At 35.4% G+C, this 19361-nt stretch carries 16 protein-coding genes; 5 read left to right on the top strand and 11 right to left on the bottom strand.

What is annotated here, in order from left to right:
* Positions 1-41: 41 nt before the first annotated feature.
* Entirely contained in the window at positions 42-2225 is a 2184-nt protein-coding gene (locus tag P0Y62_03055; protein WEK70535.1) for an outer membrane beta-barrel family protein, read from the bottom strand.
* A gap of 207 nt (positions 2226-2432) precedes the next feature.
* On the opposite strand from P0Y62_03055, the gene P0Y62_03050 reads away from it, so the two are divergent.
* From P0Y62_03050 to P0Y62_03040, 3 genes are all read left to right on the top strand, one after another.
* Positions 2433-2789: a hypothetical protein gene (locus tag P0Y62_03050; protein ID WEK70534.1), complete on the top strand. Its 357-nt coding sequence runs from the start codon at positions 2433-2435 to the stop codon at positions 2787-2789.
* 159 nt (positions 2790-2948) lie between these two features.
* A complete protein-coding gene (locus P0Y62_03045; protein ID WEK70533.1) occupies positions 2949-3308 on the top strand; it encodes a prevent-host-death protein in 360 nt (119 codons plus the stop codon).
* Positions 3309-3448: 140 nt separating this feature from the next.
* Positions 3449-5293 carry a chloride channel protein gene (locus P0Y62_03040; protein WEK70532.1) on the top strand — a complete coding sequence of 615 codons (1845 nt, stop codon included), beginning with the start codon at positions 3449-3451 and terminating at the stop codon, positions 5291-5293.
* Positions 5294-5328: 35 nt separating this feature from the next.
* On the opposite strand, the gene P0Y62_03035 is transcribed toward P0Y62_03040, so the two are convergent.
* From P0Y62_03035 to P0Y62_02990, 10 genes are all read right to left on the bottom strand, one after another.
* On the bottom strand, positions 5329-7053 hold the full coding sequence (locus P0Y62_03035) for an ATP-binding protein (protein ID WEK70531.1): 1725 nt from the start codon (positions 7051-7053) through the stop codon (positions 5329-5331).
* Positions 7050-8171: a sensor protein KdpD gene (locus tag P0Y62_03030; protein WEK70530.1), complete on the bottom strand. Its 1122-nt coding sequence runs from the start codon at positions 8169-8171 to the stop codon at positions 7050-7052. Before P0Y62_03030 ends, P0Y62_03035 begins: the two co-directional genes overlap by 4 nt.
* A 63-nt stretch (positions 8172-8234) precedes the next feature.
* Complete coding sequence (locus P0Y62_03025; GenBank protein ID WEK70529.1) at positions 8235-9311, bottom strand: porin; 1077 nt, start codon at positions 9309-9311, stop codon at positions 8235-8237.
* Positions 9312-9347: 36 nt separating this feature from the next.
* A complete protein-coding gene (locus P0Y62_03020) occupies positions 9348-10715 on the bottom strand; it encodes an outer membrane beta-barrel protein (protein WEK70528.1) in 1368 nt (455 codons plus the stop codon).
* Between the two features lie 21 nt (positions 10716-10736).
* Positions 10737-11297 (bottom strand): K(+)-transporting ATPase subunit C, encoded by a 561-nt coding sequence (locus tag P0Y62_03015; GenBank protein ID WEK70527.1) that lies wholly within the window; start codon positions 11295-11297, stop codon positions 10737-10739.
* Positions 11298-11391: 94 nt separating this feature from the next.
* Positions 11392-13416: a potassium-transporting ATPase subunit KdpB gene (gene kdpB / locus P0Y62_03010; GenBank protein ID WEK70526.1), complete on the bottom strand. Its 2025-nt coding sequence runs from the start codon at positions 13414-13416 to the stop codon at positions 11392-11394.
* Between the two features lie 10 nt (positions 13417-13426).
* Positions 13427-15127, bottom strand: coding sequence for a potassium-transporting ATPase subunit KdpA (kdpA, locus tag P0Y62_03005; protein ID WEK70525.1), 1701 nt, complete (start codon positions 15125-15127; stop codon positions 13427-13429).
* Between the two features lie 230 nt (positions 15128-15357).
* A complete protein-coding gene (locus tag P0Y62_03000) occupies positions 15358-15486 on the bottom strand; it encodes a hypothetical protein (GenBank protein WEK70524.1) in 129 nt (42 codons plus the stop codon).
* A gap of 12 nt (positions 15487-15498) precedes the next feature.
* On the bottom strand, positions 15499-15858 hold the full coding sequence (locus P0Y62_02995; GenBank protein WEK70523.1) for a hypothetical protein: 360 nt from the start codon (positions 15856-15858) through the stop codon (positions 15499-15501).
* A gap of 158 nt (positions 15859-16016) precedes the next feature.
* Positions 16017-17366 (bottom strand): sigma-54 dependent transcriptional regulator, encoded by a 1350-nt coding sequence (locus P0Y62_02990; protein WEK70522.1) that lies wholly within the window; start codon positions 17364-17366, stop codon positions 16017-16019.
* A gap of 123 nt (positions 17367-17489) precedes the next feature.
* Here P0Y62_02990 and P0Y62_02985 point away from each other — a divergent pair, with 123 nt between their 5' ends.
* Together P0Y62_02985 and P0Y62_02980 are read left to right on the top strand one after the other, a co-directional pair.
* Complete coding sequence (locus tag P0Y62_02985; GenBank protein ID WEK70521.1) at positions 17490-18035, top strand: helix-turn-helix domain-containing protein; 546 nt, start codon at positions 17490-17492, stop codon at positions 18033-18035.
* Between the two features lie 98 nt (positions 18036-18133).
* Positions 18134-19354 (top strand): retropepsin-like aspartic protease, encoded by a 1221-nt coding sequence (locus tag P0Y62_02980; protein ID WEK70520.1) that lies wholly within the window; start codon positions 18134-18136, stop codon positions 19352-19354.
* Positions 19355-19361 lie beyond the last annotated feature (7 nt).

Below are 19361 nucleotides of genomic sequence, written 5' to 3'. Positions count from 1 at the left end.
TCATGAAATATCATGATCCGCTTCGTTTAGAAAACACGAAACTATTTTCCTCCACCTCCGTTTTTCTCAACATCGGTTTTGGTATTTTCTTTTACTTTTTGATTTCCAAATCGTTTTACAAATGATATGGAAGCTCCATACCAATCCCATTTCGAGGCATTTCTGAATGTTCCTCCCTGCGTATATGTTGTAGCATCATAATTGGGCCTCTGGAAGATATTCATAAGCTGAAGACTGACTTCCATTTGCGTTTTCGGGAATATTTTCGTTGCAGAAATATTATGGAAAACATTTGGTTTGTTGGTGGTAGAATTTCCGTTATTCTGGTTGGAAACTTCAACCCAAGCACTCAGGTTAATATTTTTATTAAAAAGGTTGGTGTAGGAAAGATTAGTAGAAGCGCTCAGATAGCTAATATAATTACTAGCGCCTGTTAATTGATTTTTCTGGTTAAAATCACTGTTATCAATATAATACCATCCTAACCCAAGATTTACTGTAAATTTATTTTTAAAGAAAGTCTGGTTGGTATTTGCATATAGATAATATTTATGAACCTTTCCTGCAAAATTAGAAGGCTGGGTAACGGTTATTTGCTGTGTTTTTCCAGGAGAAACTGTAATATAATCCTGTACATAATCTGTCCAATAATCCTGATCGGTAAACATATATCTTGCTGAGATAAAGTATTTCTTTAAAATTCCCAGTTTCATATAAACTCTGTCACTCGGATTGGGCTCCAGACCAATATTTCCACGGCTGTAGAAACCGTCATCATTAGGAATCAAAAACGGATTGAATTCTGCATACCAAGGTCTCCATATATTTTTATTATAGGTTAAACTCAGATCATATTTGTCTGAGAAAGAATATTTCAGCAAAATATTGGGTAGCAATTTACCATAAGAATCTTTTCTTGAACCTCCGGCAACATCCTGACTGATTTTATAATCAATATATTCGTAGCGAAGTCCAACCCTGGTTTCCAATTTTTTGAAGAATGTTTTACTGTAGTTGGCATAGATTGAACTAATATTATCTTCATAATGGAAAATATCATTTTTGCTTAGACCAGCCAGGTTATTCCCGTACAAATTATTGGGAATTACATTATTATTGAAATTCATTTTACCACCAACCTCGAAATTCCCTCCTGATTTCCCTAATGGCTGGGTATAGTCAACTTTAATGTAATAATTTCTGTTTTCGGTATCAGTAAGTACACCTATATCCTTTGTTGATGCTCCCTCTTTGACGGAAAGCATATCTTTAATGAAATAACTGTCATCCGACTGTCCATAATAATTAGCTCCAAAGTTTACATCTAAAATTTTATTCTTTTCTTTATCGTACCATTTATAAAAAAGATTGGTACCTAAATTACGATTAAGACCATTTGAACTCTGATTTTGTTTATATGAATTATCAAATTCCCCATTGATATTCATTAATCCATCCGCATCAGAAGAAGAACCTGAGTTACTTTGATAATATTCCAAAATAACTCCTACTGTATTTTTGTTATTTAATTCAAATTCCGAAGTTGAAGAAATAGAAGGACTTTTATACCTTCCAATTGTTTTAGAATTAATCTGAGTGGTTGAATTATCTTTATAAATCGTATAAAGACTGGAGTTACTCTGTACATTGGTATTGTCACTATAACTTCCGATAAGTGTCTGGGTAAAATTTTTCTTGTGATAATTCAGATTGAGATTGGAATACTGAGAATTTTTAGTATTCTGTCTGTTATTGAAAGTAACGCTTCCTTTCAGTCCCTCATCATCTCTTTTCTTTAAAACGATATTGATTACTGATCCTGTCGCTTCATACCGTGAAGACGGACTGGTAATCACTTCTATTTTCATCAGATTATCGGCAGGAATTGTTTTCAAATATTCTTTAAGTTCCTTACCTGTAAAGACTGTTTTTCTGTCATTGATATACACAGTCACCGTTTCTCCCTCCGCTTTTATTGCATCATTATTATCAATACTTACCAAAGGAGTCATACGCAAGACATCCCAGGTTGTGTTACCTGCAAGAATTGAACTATTGGCAACGTTAAAAACAGTACGGTCAGCTTTAGATTCTACAGTCGGTTTTTTCGCCACAAAAGTGACGGCTTCTATTTCTTTTACTTTTGATTCTACGGTGTCTTTTTGAGCTTGAGCAAAAACTAAAGTACCCATTAATAAAGCGATTGGCGCTATAATATTTTTCATTAAAAGTTATGTTTTCCAATTATAAGACACCAATACGGGAATATTCGTTACATCTTTAAACGTTAAATAAAGGTTAATATAGAGAGCCTTTTTCCCAATTTTCTCACAAATAAATTAATTACCCTCTCATTCACTACTAATAAATAAAGAATCATTTTTAAAACATCAGGATAAGATTTTCTAACTTTGGGAATTAAAATTTAATCAATGACAGTAGAAGATCTTGTAGGCAGTTATTCTGTTCAGGGCAGCAATCAGGAAGAAGACAACTCTATTTCTTATCATGGTATATTAACTTTATCTCTGGATGAAAACAACAGAATTATTGCCCAATGGATAATTGGAGATCAACTACAAAACGGCACCGGATTTTATAAAGATCAAATCTTGGTCATCAATTTCAATTATGAAGGTGAAGATCAAAAGATTTATAAAGGCGTAGCTGTTTACCGTTGTATCAGCAAAGATCAGCTGGACGGATTCTGGTCTGAAAAGCATGGAAACACTTTGTATCTGGGAATTGAGTATTGTGAGCGTATCGATCGTACTGAGTTTTTACATTAAAAAAGCCCTATTTTATATGTCAATTCTAGAAGTTCAATATTCTCATTATTAAAAAATTTCATTGGAATTAAAATTTGACTTAAAAAAATACTCAATAGATTTACTCATTTTATTTTGAAAATCTTCTGCTTCTATGTAAATTTGCAAAAAGTAAAATTTATGAATTATACACTTGAACTGAATACGCAGGACCCCGGTTCTAATATCGTTTTTAACAACATCGTATTTGATTCGTTCAAAGTGAATATTGTTGAAAGACATACCGGTTCAATGCGTTCTCGTTCAAAACTCAATCATGTCTTATTCAAAGTCAGAACTTTAGACAATAATCTTATCCAAACCAAAGATGGTAATGGTAGAATCAAAATAAAAGGAGAGGATTTTGAATTGTATCAAAGGGCAGTACAGGTTTTGTCATCCTATGAATATAAAAACAAGCTGATTAACAGAAAAGAAGCTGAAGAAAATTATGTTCACTTCATTTTGAGATTGGTTATTTTAAACTATACACTTAACTAATTTTTCTAATCGTAGTTTTTTATACTCCGAAATCTTTTGGTTTTGGAGATTTTAGATTTCAAATCTTAGCATCCAATCATTAAAAATATAATTTCTTACATTTACATTTCTATTGATTGCATATCCCCAAATTTAAGCAGGTGAAAATTCATAATAAAAGAAGATTACTGAGCTTTTTAAAGTTTAAAAGAGACTTTCAAAAGTTTGGACTTGAAAAAGCACGCAGCTACGAACTCATTCTTCATTGGTTAAATAACAGGCTCAGCAGAAACCAGTTTCTTGTTTTGTCAGGAATTCTTGTCGGAAGCACGGCCGGTTTAGCAGGGGTTTTATTAAAAACTTTGGTTCACAGTATTCATCATTTTATTACCACTAAAGTTCATTTTGAATACCAGATTTTATTTTATATTGTTTTTCCGTTTCTGGGAATTGTTCTGACCACAAGTATTGTTCTTACTTTATTCAAAGGACAGGACAGAAAGGGAATCGGAGCCATATTATATGAAATTGCACAGAATTCCAGTATTGTTTCATCGGTTAAGATGTATTCTCAAATTATTCAGAGTGCAATAACCGTAGGACTTGGAGGATCTGCCGGTCTGGAAAGTCCCATTGCCGTAACAGGAGCAGCAATAGGCTCCAATTACGCACAAACTTACCGGCTTACTTATAAGGAACGTACCCTTTTATTAGCAGCCGGAGCCACTGCAGGGATCGCATCTGCATTCAATGCGCCTATCGCGGGGATTATGTTTGCTTTTGAAATATTGCTGACAGGAGTTGTGTTCACAGACTTTATTCCTTTGGTGGTTGCTGCCGTTTGCGGGAGTTTATTATCCAGGGTTTTGCTTCAGGAAGATGTTCTTTTCAGATTTTATGCACGAGAAGCTTTCAACTATCGCAATGTACCTTATTATCTTGTTTTAGGAGTGATTACAGGATTATATGCAAGGTATTTTGTTGTTATTTCGCAAAAGGTTGAGCATTTTATCAAAGGATTACAGATGTCACGCCTCAGAAAAGCCATGTTCGGAGGGGCTGTTCTTTCCTTATTATGTGTACTTTTTCCGCCTTTATTTGGAGAAGGTTACGACACTGTAAAGGCTTTTACCAATGGAGATACTCACAAAATTATTGAAAACAGTCTTTTCAGATATTTTGAAATTAAAGATTTTACCATTATTATTTTCCTGGTCCTTGTTCTTTTGTTAAAAGCTTTTGCCACTTCTTTTACCATATTCAGCGGAGGAAACGGAGGAAATTTTGCACCTTCTCTTTTTGCGGGAGGAACGGTCGGCTATTTATTCGCTATCATTTGTCAGCAAATAGGTTTTACCGAAGTTCCAATCACCAATCTCGTTTTAGTAGGAATGGCAGGAGCCATGAGCGGAGTCATGTATGCTCCGTTAACTGCAATTTTTTTGATTGCAGAATCCAGCTTTGGGTATGATCTATTCATTCCACTTATGATTGTTTCCATTTTGTCTTATCTTATTGCTAAATGGTTCTCTCCTATTTCCCCGGAGCTAAAATCAATGGCTGATCAGGGAAAAATTTTCACCAACGAGCATGATAAAAACATTTTATTTTCTTTAAAAACAGAAGAATTTATAGACCAATATTCTCAGACGATTCCGGAAAATGCTCCGATTGATGATCTGTTTGAACTGGTGAAAAACGGGGATAAAAATATTTTCGCCATCGTTGATGAACAAAAAACACTGCGTGGGATTCTGACATTGGATGATATCAGACCTTATTTATTCAATGCTGAAAAAATCCCTGTAACAATAACTGAAATTATGAAAACTCCTCCTGCTCTCATTCATCAGGAAGACCGTCCCCTGGAAATTCTTCAGATCTTTGATGATACCGGAGTTTGGAATTTACCTCTAGTAGACGACACCAATAAATTCGTCGGATTTATATCTAAGTCTAAAATTTTAATGAGCTACAGGCAATTATTGAAAGAATATTCAGATTAAATTTATCTATAGAAAGCTTACTTTTAGTAAGCTTTTTAATGGTCTTTTAAAATAAAAGCAAATGTACTTCCTACTCCATATTCACTTTTTACAAAAATTTCTCCACCCTGAGATTCGATAAATTCTTTACTGATACTCAATCCCAGTCCTGTTCCTTCTTTTTTCGTCCCCGGAATTCTGAAATAACGGTCAAATACTTTTGAAACATATTGGGGCTCAATTCCCTGACCTGTATCCGTCACAGAAAAAATAACTCTATCTTCTCTCTTTTTTACTTCTATAACAACATCAGAGTTTTCATAAGAATAACGCACAGCATTGGAAAGCAAGTTATTAAGAACCCAGGCTGTTTTTTCACTGTCTGCCAAAACCGTTTTAATTTCAGGAGAAATATTTACCTTAATTTTGATCTGTTTCTGTTCTGCAGCAGCCTTATTGGCATCTGTTGCATATTCAACGATTTGGGATACTTCGGAAGGTTTTATATTGAGTTTGATCGACCCGCTTTCCAATTGGGTGATATCCAATAGTTCCCCGGTAATCTTCAATAGTCTATTCGCATCATCTTTAATTCCATTGACCAGGTTTTTCTGATCTTCATTCAATTTACCTATTTTATCATTTTCAAGCAGCTGTAATCCCATTTTTATCGATGAGATTGGTGTTTTAAATTCATGAGAAACTGTTCCGATGAAATTGGTCTTGGCAAGATCCAGTTCCTTAAACGGTGTAATATTATGCAACATAATTACCTGCCCTATAAACTGGCTGTTTTCTTCTCCTGTAGGTACAATATTGATATCAATAATATTTTTTTCAAAATAACTTTCTTTTCCATCTGCATAGATTTTCATCGCTTCAGTTTCTGTTTTTCCGTCCGGATGAATGATATCTTTGATGATACTTCTCACCAGATCATTGGTAACTGCAACATCCTGAATGAGCTTTCCGACAAAATTTTCTTTTTTAAGACCCGTAATATTTAAAGCTTCATCATTTACAAAGAGTACCGTTTTATTTTCATCAATTCCAATCACCGGATCCTGCATATTATCAATAAGGGTTTCGATACGTTTTTTCCCTTTTAAAATTTTCTCCAGCTTACTTTCCGAGTATTCATGAAGTTTCTCAGCCATGGTATTGAAAGATCTTGCCAACTCACCAAATTCGCTGTTGCTTTTAAAATGAACCCTTTCTTTATAATTCTGATTGGCAATCTGCTTAATACTCTGGGTTAAAATTCTAACCGGATCGGCAATATTCGATGGAAGATTTACCATTAAAATAAATGCTATCAAGAAACACATCATTCCTACAATGGAAATAACTGTAATCGCATTTTTGGCTGTTTCATCGGCTATGCTGCTTTTGTGCTGAATAGCAGCCATATTAAGCTGCATCAACTCGGCAATATCTTTTCTTATGGAGGATTTTAATGAAGCGTTCAGAGTATCTTTTTTCAGGGCTGAAAAATGAGTGACCACTTCCTCAGTTGCCTCTCTTTCTCCGGACTCCGTAACGTTTTTCTTCTGTTTATCCAGATACTTTTCAAACACTCCGAAAGCCAATGGATCGGAATTTATTTCTTCTAATGCCAACAACATATTTCTGGAATACTCCAGGGTATTGTAATTGGCGACTAAGATGTTATTGGTATCTCGTTTCAATTGATTGATATACCATCCGCTTAAAACAGAGAGTACGATAATCATAATAAACAAAAGGCCTACACCAATATTAAGTTTTGTTTTGATTTTCATGATAATATAACCAAATCTATATTCTCCTGCGACAGTTTATTCAACAATGAATTGAAAGTATCTGTTGCCAAAATGATTTTCCATAAGTTTAAATGTGGTTTTCCGATACATACCGTTGTAATTTTCCGCTCTTCACATTGCTCCATAATAGCATGGGCAACATTGGTGTTTTCAACTTTTATGATCTCAGCTCCTAATTCTGTTGCTAATTTAAAATTATTAATCAGATGACGCTGCTTATCCAGAGCGATTTTATCAGAACTTTCACGGGGAATCTGAACATACAGAAGATACCACTGGCTGTTGTAATAATTCGCTAATCTAGCCGTTTTTCTGATCACATTTTTAGCTGTTTTTTCATTGGAACTTATACACGCTAAAAACCTTTCTTTTTTAATGGTTTTATGAATGGTTACCTCCGACTCTACTTTTCTGGTAACTTGTGATGCCACTTCTTTTAAAGCCAATTCCCGAAGCTGTAAAATACTTTCAGCTTTAAAAAAATTATTCAGTGCTGCATTGATTTTTGTCTGATCATAAATTTTTCCAGCTTTTAATCTATTAATCAACTCTTCGGCTGTTAAATCAATATTCACAACCTCATCTGCCATAGAAAGAATAGAATCCGGGATTCTTTCTTTTACTTCTATATCAGTAATGTCTTTTACTTCTTCATTTAAACTTTCAATATGCTGAATATTAACTGCTGAAATTACATTGATCCCGGAATCCAGGATTTCCATAACATCCTGCCATCTTTTTTCATTTTTACTTCCTTCGATATTGGTGTGGGCCAATTCGTCAATAATCACTACTTCAGGACGGAGATTCAGTACAGCCTGAACATCCAGCTCTTCCAGCTCTTTTCCTTTATAGAAAAGCTTTCTTCTCGGAATAATTGGTAAGCCATCCAATAAAGCATGCGTTTCTTTACGGTTGTGCGTCTCAATATAGCCGATTTTTACATCAATTCCGTTTTCCAACAGTCCATGAGCTTCCTGCAGCATACGGTATGTTTTTCCTACACCAGCACTCATTCCAATGTAGATTTTGAATTTTCCCTTTCTTGATCTTTTAATTAAGCTTAGGAAATCCTGAGCAGATTTTTTATCATCCATAACAGATTATCTAAATCAAAGTTAGCAATCCCTTACCAAAATTTCAGTAAGGGATTTGAGTAATTAAAAACTTACGGCAAGTGAGGAGACTGCTGTAAGCGTATTTTTTTTGAGCATATGATCTCGGTTGATAAAAATCTCATCTTTACTATTAAGATTTTTAATTTCCGTTCTCCAAACCAGATTGGGAAGAATCCAATAATCGGCATTCAGAGAATATCCGAAAGTTTTAAAACCATTTTCCGTTCCGGTCGCAATAGTGACTCCTTTTTCATCACTATAGTACTCTCCTCTCGCAGCAAAGCTTAAATTTTCCGTTGGAGAATATTTCGCAATAATAACAGGAGAATACCAGATATTGTACTGATCGCTTCCTTTAGCTTTTTGTTCTGCTCCTATATCGAATCCCGTAATCAAAGCAAATTTTTTACTCAATTGGAAACTTCCGTACAGGTTATGAAAATACCTCATCTGTTTTATGCTGTCCGGTTTGTCGTTCCCAATAAAGGAACTGCTGTTCAGGGTAATCTTTTCATTCGGCTTATAGGTCAGCTGATGACCAAAAGCTACGGTAGAATTTCCGTCTATCCGTTGAATTCTTTGCCAGCCATTAAGCACTAATCCGCTTACGAACCATTTCCCGTTATCGCTGGCGTAAGAAATCTTAGCACCGCTTTCAAAATACGGAGAGTTCTCTGCCTGCATACTTCTTGTCAGTGTAAAACAATCTTTACTGACTGCACTTTCAAAACCAATGTGCGATGGCATAATTCCCGCATCAATCCAAAGATTTTTATGTTTTGAAATTTTTACACCAACATTCGCTTCATAAATATTTTTTAAAACCCCTGATTCTGCCGCATAATTGGAATTCATATAAGTTCCTGCTCCCAAAGCTACATTCGCTCTTAGTTTTTCAGTTTCATAGTTTGCTTTTACAAAACCCAAATTCAAGTTGACTTCATTGTTTCGATTATGACTGTAAATAAAAGCAGGACGTGAATTATTGAGGGGATTATTGAATTCATACTGATAATACAATTCAGCATATCCTGTAATTTTTAATGATTTACTTTCCTGTGCAAAATCTAAAATTGGAAATCCCGGTATTAAAAACATACACAGTATTTTTTTCTTCATTTTTAAGTTGATTTTAATTTAAAAAGTATGTTTTTATTACAGCCTGAAAATAACCGCTAAAGTAAGTCTGCTGTCTCTCTTTCTGAGATCCGGTCTCCAGTTTTCAACCGCCGTATCTGCCCATCCGTCCGGACTTGTAGTTCCTTCTCTTCCTGCAAAATAAGGAATATTGCTGCTTCTGTAGCCATATTCTAATCTGAACGTACAAAACTGATTGGGCATATAGTCAAAAGTTGCGGTTCCCTGAAACATTTTCAGGTTTTTACCCGCTGCAAGAGCATCATTAAAGTCGTTATTAGCAACCGGAGAAGGAGCAAAAGCCAAATAAGCTCCCGGATTTCTTATGACATCTCCTCTTAAAGTCAAAGCAAATTTATTATGATTAAACCATATTCTGTTGGCAAGAGAAGTTCCTATCATATAATTGTCTTTAGCTTTAACCCCTGCTCCGGACTGGAATCCATAGTGGGTGTTTAAGCTGAAAGCAGCCTGGGAAATTCCTTTACTGTCTTTTCTGTTTAAGTACCTTGCCACAACACTGTTATCATGATGAAATCTTCTTACTCCTGGGTTATTGCGGGTATCTTTTCCATTTAAGTAAAAATTGGCAACCAATTGCAGGTTTTCATTAGGACGGTAGTAGTTTGAGTTTCCAATTGACAATCCCGTATTCCATGAATTATAGGTTTGCCAGCCGTTCATTACCCACACTTCTGTTTTAAATTTTTTCGAAGGGTACGCCTGAATTCTCGCCCCCTGAAAATAGAACGGCGTAAAATCACACACCAAACTTCGCTGATAATTCCAGTTTTCATTAAGCACATAACTTTCAAGACCGATGTAGCTCATAAAAATCCCTGCTTCAACATTTAAACCGTGCATAACATCAAAATGGTATCCTCCGGCAGCTTCACGAATGTATTTCAAATTACTTGCTGAGGTATTTTTCCCATGATTAACAGTTCCGTCAAGATCCTGTACAATGGATCCCATCTGTCCAAACTGAAGCCAAAGACGGCCGATCACATTCTTATAATTTGTTTCCATGCCTACACTTGCCATATTGATCGTAAATTCATTGGAACGCCCTATTGCTGCAGAAGCGTTATGGGTATTATCTTTTGGACGGTTAAAGTCATAATTAAAGTATGAATCAACATAGGCAACTCCTGTCAGAATAGTTTCTCCATTTTTATCCTTTAAGGTAAGCGGAAAATCAGTCTGCCTGTTCTGCCCGTTGATCCAGGAAAGATCATAGCCATCAAACGGTATTTTTGATTGGGTGATAACAGAGTCTTTTTTTAAATTTCCAACAGACGCAGAATCAGAGATTTTCTGAGAAAATGCCCATTGATTAGTTGCAAGGCATAATAGAGTACTTACCAAGCTAATTGTTTTTTTCATTTTTTAAATTTCTTTTTTTAGTTATTTCAACCCGTCTAATGCAATATTGAGTTTTAAAACATTGATTTTCTCAGTCCCGAACAGTCCAAAGAGTGGTTTTTCTGTGTGGGAAACTATCAATTCCTGAATTTTATTTTCATCTATATTTCTGATTTTAGAAATCCTTTTTACCTGAATTTTTGCTGCCTGTACAGAGATATTCGGATCCAATCCTCCTCCACTGGCAGTTACCATATCTGATGGAATTTCTGATTTCTGAACTTCAGGATTATGTTTCATAAAATGGTCTATTCTTTCCTGAACGGTTTTAAGATATTCAGGATTTAAAGGACCTTTATTGCTTGCTCCTGCTCCTGCAGCATTGTAATCTACAGCCGAAGGACGGGACCAGAAATATTCATCCTTATCAAATTTCTGACCTATGTTGGCATAATACTTTTTGCCATTAAATTCTATAATTTCTCCTTTTCCGTTATTGGGTGCAACCTGAGCGATTCCAAAAATAAAAAGGGTATAGATTCCTGAAAAAAACACGGCGCATAAAAGTGTTAATCTAATGGCTGGTAATATATTTTGTTTCATGATGATGAATGTTAGTGGTTAGAAGTAAAAAGACAGAAGTTTAACAAGCTATTTTTACTTTTTACTTTTTACTTTTTACTTTTTACTTTTTATTTTAAATAAATAATGCTACAATAAGATCAATAATTTTGATCCCGATAAACGGAATAATAACTCCGCCTAAACCATATATAAAAAGGTTTCTTCTTAGCAGTGCACTTGCACCGATCGGCTTATAGGCAACTCCTTTTAAAGCTAAAGGAATCAGCATGGGAATTACGATGGCATTGAATATTACAGCAGAAAGAATGGCTGACTCCGGAGAATGAAGGTTCATAATATTCAGTCCTTGTAATGCCGGAATGGAAGCAATAAATAAAGCGGGAACAATGGCGAAATATTTTGCCACATCATTGGCAATACTGAAAGTCGTTAACGTTCCCCGGGTCATTAATAACTGCTTTCCAATTTCCACAACTTCGATAAGTTTTGTTGGGTCATTATCAAGATCCACCATATTTCCTGCTTCTTTTGCCGCCTGTGTTCCACTGTTCATCGCAACACCTACATCCGCCTGAGCAAGAGCAGGAGCATCATTGGTTCCGTCTCCCATCATGGCTACCAATCTTCCTTCAGTCTGTTCCTTTTTGATATAATTCATTTTATCTTCAGGTTTGGCTTCTGCAATGAAGTCATCTACTCCTGCTTTTTCAGCAATGAATTTTGCCGTCAGAGGATTATCTCCGGTTACCATCACCGTTTTGATTCCCATTTTTCGCAAACGGTCAAAACGTTCTTTAATACCCGGTTTAATGATGTCCTGTAATTCTATCACTCCCAAAGCTTTCTCATTTTCTGAAACCACAAGCGGGGTTCCTCCGTTTTGCGAAATCTCTCTGACTCTTTCTTCAACTTCTGTCGGAAATGTATTGCCTGAATGGGTAACAATTTTTTTTATGGCATCTGTTGCCCCTTTTCTGATTCGTGTATTCTCATAGTTGATTCCAGAACTTCTTGTTTCCGCTGTAAAACCTATGAACTGAGGATCTTTCACATCATAAATTGATGGGTTTATTCCTGCTAATTCTACAATTGATTTTCCTTCCGGAGTTTCATCTGCCATAGAGCTTAGAACAGCTGCTTTTATTAAAGTCTTTTCCTCAATTCCATCAGCCGGATAAAAATTAGTAGCCTTTCTGTTTCCAATAGTAATGGTTCCGGTTTTATCTAATAGTAAAACATCAATGTCTCCCGCGGTTTCTACTGCTTTACCACTTTTGGTAATCACATTTGCCCTTAGAGCCCTGTCCATGCCTGCAATCCCGATTGCTGACAATAATCCTCCAATCGTAGTGGGAATCAGACAAACGAATAATGAGATAAATGCTGCGATGGTAATCGGCGTATTGGCATAATCACCAAATGGCTTTAAAGTCACTGTGACAATTACAAAGACTAATGTAAATCCGGCCAAAAGGATAGTCAGGGCAATTTCATTCGGTGTTTTCTGTCTTGATGCTCCTTCAACCAGGGCAATCATTTTATCTAGAAAGCTTTCTCCTGGTTCTGTGGTAACTTTTACTTTAATATGATCTGAAAGTACTTTTGTACCTCCTGTTACACTACTCTTATCTCCTCCTGCTTCCCGGATTACCGGAGCACTTTCCCCTGTTATTGCACTTTCATCGATCGTAGCTAAGCCTTCTATAATTTCTCCGTCAGAAGGAATGATATCGCCTGTTTCGCAAACAAATACATCGTCCTTTCGCAACTGATTGGAAGGTACTATTATGATTTCTCCGTTGGATGATACCATCTTTGCGGGAGTTTCTTCTCTTGTTTTTCTTAAAGAATCAGCCTGAGCTTTTCCTCTTGCTTCGGCAATAGCTTCGGCAAAGTTGGCAAAAAGAAGAGTGATCAATAATATAGCGGTTACTATGATATTGTAAACAAGACCTCCCTGAGAAGTTTCTCCTGTTGCAATCCATACACAAACTCCAGCCATTACCAAAGTTCCGATATACACCATAAACATGACCGGATTACGGAACATTTTTGCCGGGTGAAGTTTTATAAATGATTGTTTCAATGCTTCATTGACTAATTCTGCCTGAAACAAATTGTTATTATTTCCTTTCATTTTTTTATAATTAATACATAGAAAAATACTCTGCGATAGGTCCCAAAGCCAATGCCGGGAAGAATGACAGTGCTGCAACAATGGCAATAACTGCAAATACCATAAGCCCGAATGTTAAAGTATCTGTTTTTAATGTTCCTGCACTTTCAGGAATGTATTTTTTAGCAGCCAAGCTTCCTGCAATTGCAACCGGGCCTATAATGGGTAAATATCTTGCCATTAACATGACTATTCCACAGGCGATATTCCAGAAAGGAGTGTTATCTCCCAATCCTTCAAAACCGCTTCCGTTGTTGGCACTTGATGAGGTAAATTCATACAGCATTTCACTGAAACCGTGATATCCCGGGTTATTCAGCCAACTTGCAAATGCTTCGGGATTCTGAGAATACAAAAAACTCGCAATAGCTGTCCCGGAAAGAATCAGAAGAGGATGAAGAAGAGCAATAATCATAGCTATTTTCATTTCTCTGGCTTCTATTTTCTTTCCTAAAAATTCAGGAGTTCTTCCTACCATCAATCCACTGATAAAAACAGCAAGGATGATGAAAATATAGAAGTTTAAAAAACCTACACCTACACCTCCATAGAAACAATTTACCATCATTCCCAGCAATTGATTCATTCCGCTTAAAGGCATAAAACTGTCATGCATAGAGTTGACACTTCCTGTAGAAATTACGGTTGTAGCAATACTCCAATACGCTGAAGCAACAGAACCGAAACGTACTTCTTTACCCTCCATATTTCCCATCGGCTGAGAAATGCCCATATGAGTAATGGCAGGATTCCCGTTAACTTCTGAAACGATTGTCGGAATGGTAAGAAGTAAAAATCCTATGGTCATTACTCCAAAAACCGTCCAAGCCAGTTTTCTTCTTCTCACAACATATCCCATGGCAAAAACCATCGCCAAAGGAATCAGCATTTGGGTTACCATTTCTACGATGTTGGTAAAATAGTTTGGATTTTCAAAAGGATGTGCTGAGTTTGGTCCAAAAAAACCACCTCCATTGGTTCCCAAATGTTTTATTGCCGTAAATGCAGCAACCGGACCGCGACTTACTTGTATTTTATCTCCCTGCAGATTGGTAAGGGTATCTTTACCTTCAAATGTCATAGGAGTTCCGTTAAACGCTAATAAAGTTGCAACAACAATTGCAATCGGTAATAAAATCCGAGTACAGCTTCTTACAAAAAAGAAGTAAAAGTTTCCCAGCTTTTCTGTCGTTCTCTCTCTCATAGCGATGAAAACGACTGCTGCAACTGCCATTCCGCATCCTGCACTGATAAATTGCCATAACATGAGAACAAGCTGACCTAAATAAGACATTCCTGTTTCTCCCGAATAATGCTGAAGATTGGTATTGGTTACAAAACTTACGGCCGTATTAAATGCCAAGTCTCCGCTCATAGACGGATTATGATCCGGATTAAGCGGAAGCCATCCCATATTGGTTAATACAAACATGGCTATTAAAAACCAAATGAGGTTGATCGTTAATAAAGCAAACAAATGTTGCTTCCAGGTCATTTCTATGTCAGAATTAACTCCGGCACCTTTATAAAAAACTTTATCTATCGGATTGAAGATTTTGTCCAGCCAAGTTTTTTCATTGCTGTATATTTTTCCGATGTATCTTCCTAAAGGTATGGCAAGACCTACTGCCAAAAAGAACATCAATAATATTCCTAAAATTTCTGAGTTCATAGTTCTTAATTAAAATCTGAAAATTGATAATAAATTATTTTTTCAATTTCCATTTTGGTTAAAATTTCTCTGGTTTTACCAGCACATAGCACATATAAATGAATACGCTGATTGCTATAATGAATAATGTTGTCATATTTTCTCAAAGTATTTTACCGTTAGAAAAAACAAAGCAAAAAGCGCTGCTCCTGTTATTATTAAAATGGTGATCATTTCTATATTTTTTATATTCACTGAATAATAGCGGCCACTACAAATACTCCCAGAATAACCACTACATTGATGACTAAAATTTCAAGATTGTGTCTGTCGTTGGAAGATTTCCATTCTTTCCAGCTTCCGTGTTTTCTTACTTTCATGTTGTTACGAATTTAAATTCCTGATTTGTAAATCTGATGCAGATACGCGTTTTTTAAAGGCAAAGGGATTTTTTCAAAAACCAGATTTTTGTATGCCTTATCGCAGGTAAACGTAAGACTGTCTAAAGAGTAGATAAAAACCGATTCTATTGCATTTTTTAATGCCTGATCGCCTTTTTTATACATCTCGTTCATTTGGTTAAGACAGATGACCAAAACCTTTTGATCTTTTTTCCGGATCAGTCTCCGGATTTGTTTAGTGAAGACATTAATCACCATAAAAGAGTTTTTGGTTCTGAAAGTGTCTTTAAATTCTTCTTCTGATTCAGGAATTACTTTAAGGATCTCCTGAATTGCTTCTGTATGATTCATTTTGTAGAATTATTTGAATCATATATGCCAACTTATATTCCTTTTTTTAGAATATATATATAAAACACTAAAATACAAATAATTACCAATTTATCTATAAATTAAAGCAACAAAAAAGCCTATCAAAATGATAGGCTCGTTATCAATATGATAATCGTTTATGATATTTTGTATTCATCTATTTTCCGATAAAGAGTAGCAATACCGATCTCCAGTAAGCGCGCTGCTTCAGCTTTGTTTCCTTGGGTATAATTCAGGATTTTCTGAATATGAAGCTTTTCTGCACTCGCCATAGAAAAGGCAGACAATGTTTTATCTGATGAAGATTGGGCTGTAGAAATCTGCTGCATATCGAAAGGCAGGCTGCTTACCGATAATTCTTCACTATCTTCCAGAATAACACTTCTTTCAATAATATTTCTAAGTTCACGGATATTCCCCTTCCAGAAATTCTTTTTCAATATATTGAGATAATCTCCCGAAATAGAGTTTATCTTTTTTCCTACTTTCTGTGCATATTTTTTTAAGAAAAAATGGGCCAATTCTTCAATATCGGAAATTCTTTCTCTTAAAGATGGAAGAATAATATTGAAAATATTGATCCGGTAATACAGGTCTTCTCTAAAGTTCCCGTTGTCTATTTCTTTTTGTAAATCTCTATTGGTAGCAGCGATTATCCTTACATTCACTTTCGTAGGCTTGCTTTCACCTACTTTTAAAAATTCTCCCGACTCTAAAACGCGAAGTAATTTGGCTTGTAGATCTAATGGCATTTCTCCGATTTCATCCAAAAAAACAGTTCCGTTGTTGGCTTCTTCAAAAATTCCTTTAGCATCTTTAACTGCTCCTGTAAAAGCTCCCGCCTTGTGCCCAAACAATTCGTTTTCGAGTAATTCTTTACTAAAAGCGGAACAATTAACCGCTATAAAGTTCTGTTTATTTCTGGGACTTTCATTATGAATGGCCTGCGCAAAAACCTCTTTCCCTGTTCCTGTTTCTCCGGTTAAAAGAACCGTAGCATCCGTTACAGCAACTTTTTTGGCTGAAGTAATGGCTGCTTCTATTGTTTTAGACTTTCCAATAATATTATCAAAAGACTGTTTATCTCCCAATTGTTTTTCAAGCTGCAAAAGCCGTCTGTTCAGGCTCACTTTATCTGTCGCTTTATACACCAAAGGAATGATTTTATTATTATCGTCGCCTTTGGTAATATAATCAAATGCTCCGTTCTTTATGGCCTGAACTCCATCCGGAATATTTCCGAATGCGGTAAGAAGGATGACTTCAATCCAGGGATAATTTTCTTTGATATTTTTGGAAAAATCGACTCCGCTTCCGTCGGGAAGTTTTACATCACTGATGACGACATCAATATCTGAGTTTTCCAGTCTTTTTTTTCCGTTCTTCAGATCAGAAGCCTGAAATATTTCAAAACCTTCCAGTTCAATAATTCTTGAAAGAAGCGTTCTGATCTTTTCTTCATCATCGATGATTAATATCTTGCTCAAAACAATAAAATTAAGAAACAAAGGTAGAAATTATACGGACAGAAAAATTATATTTTCTACAATTTATCCTTCTCATAAAAATTCTTTTGTAAGGATAAAATCTATAATTTTACAAAAAACAGCATGAACAAATTACTGGCAATAAGAGAACAATTGAACCTTACACAACAAGAGCTTTCGGAAAAAACAGGAGTTTCTGTAAGAACTATCCAGAGAATAGAATCCGGAACTGTTCCCAAAGGTTATACCCTTAAAGCCTTATGTAATGCTTTAGAAATTAATGAAGTTGAATTGCTTGAGAACAAGCGTATTGAAGAAGATGATAATAACCAGCATCAATGGGCGAAAATAATCAATCTCTCATCATTACTTTTTACATTTATTCCCCCATTAAATATTTTAATCCCGGTCTTTATTTTATTCTTCAAGAAACAAAATAATGAGCTTACCCGAAAAATTATTTCCATTCAGATTTTATGGACAATCATCGCCGTTTTATTATTCATTGTCATCCTTATTTTGACTGATTGGCTGGGAATCCAAACTCAGTTTAAATTTCTGATTCCTATCGTCTGGATACTGGTCAACATCATTATCATTCTCAGAAATGCTGTAGCTCTCAATAAAGACAAAAATCCACGGATTTATCCTAATATCAGCATTTTATAATATCTGACGGCTGATTGGCGGTACTTTGGCGGAGTAAATTTTCCTCTATTTTGGGTAATTACTATTTCCTTTGCTGCATAAATTTAGCGCCAACAATTATGAAGTCATTGTATTCTTTTTTAGTTTTATTTAGACATACCGTTACAGCCCTTATTATTCTTATTTTTTCAGGATTTTCTTCAATTATAAAATCTCAATCACAGCTTCCAGTAATTGAAGCTTCTAACGAACAAGCCCGTATCAAAGATGGAAAATATGTCGAAATCGACTGGAAACTGGATTCGGCATTAAAACCGGACACTTATTTTATTAATATTCCGCTAAAGAAAAGTGTTGTTCATTTCAAAACAGATAAAGGAAGCTTAACGTTTCATACACAGCCTGGAAAAAACTATGATTTTATAGTTGTTATTAACAAAAAAGACAGTTGCCACGTAAGAATTTCATCTGCACAACCGCCCAATCCTGCCCGTTTAATTTCTAAGAATTCTTTTCCACAAATTATTCCGTTTAAACTTATAGGTTCAAGGATCTATTTTGATGGGTTTATTAATGGAAAATCAGTTACAGTTCAATTGGATTTGGGAGCGGGAACGAGTGTTGTAAATACAAAATCTGTAGAACGTTTAGGACTCTCTTTTACTTCTCAGACTCTTGTAAGCAATACAAGCGGAGTTAACCAAGAAAGAACGAGCCTTGATAATGAGTTGAAATTAGCTGCCTTACAGTGGAAAGGAATTTCTTTAACCGAGGTCAGGAATATGCAGGATAACGAAGATATTATCATTGGAAACAGCCTTTTCAAAGATAAAATCATTGAAATAGATTATGATAAAAAACAATTTATCGTTCACTCTCAACTTCCTTCTACTAAAGGTTTCAACAAACAGTCTGTTTTTTATGAGCAGGACAGACCCAAGTTTAATGCAAAATTGAGTCATAATAATAAAAAATACGACTTCTGGTTTCTTTTTGATACCGGAAGAGACGGAACGATGGTCCTTGGAGAAGATTTCACTTCAAAAAAGGATTATTGGGAAAAATTGGTTCCCCTAACAACCATTAATGATAAAAAAATAGTACGTCTTGATGCAACGATTTCCGGAGTTCATTTTAAAGACATCGTTACCAACGCAGCTGATCCCAATAAACCTAAGGGAAGAACCAGCTTATTTGGCAATCAGGTTTTAAATCATTTCAATATGATACTGGACAATAGAAATGGTATTCTTTATCTTAAGCCCAATAGCAGGATTCATGAACCTTATTCCGATTATCACAGCTATCTGAAAGAAATCAGTAAAATGCAGAAAAAATAATTACCTG

Origin of the sequence: Candidatus Chryseobacterium colombiense (assembly GCA_029203185.1) — a bacterium.
GTDB classification, from domain to species: Bacteria; Bacteroidota; Bacteroidia; order Flavobacteriales; family Weeksellaceae; genus Chryseobacterium; species Chryseobacterium colombiense.
Note: the sequence above shows the minus strand (reverse complement) of the source record. Positions and strands in the feature narration are given on the sequence as shown.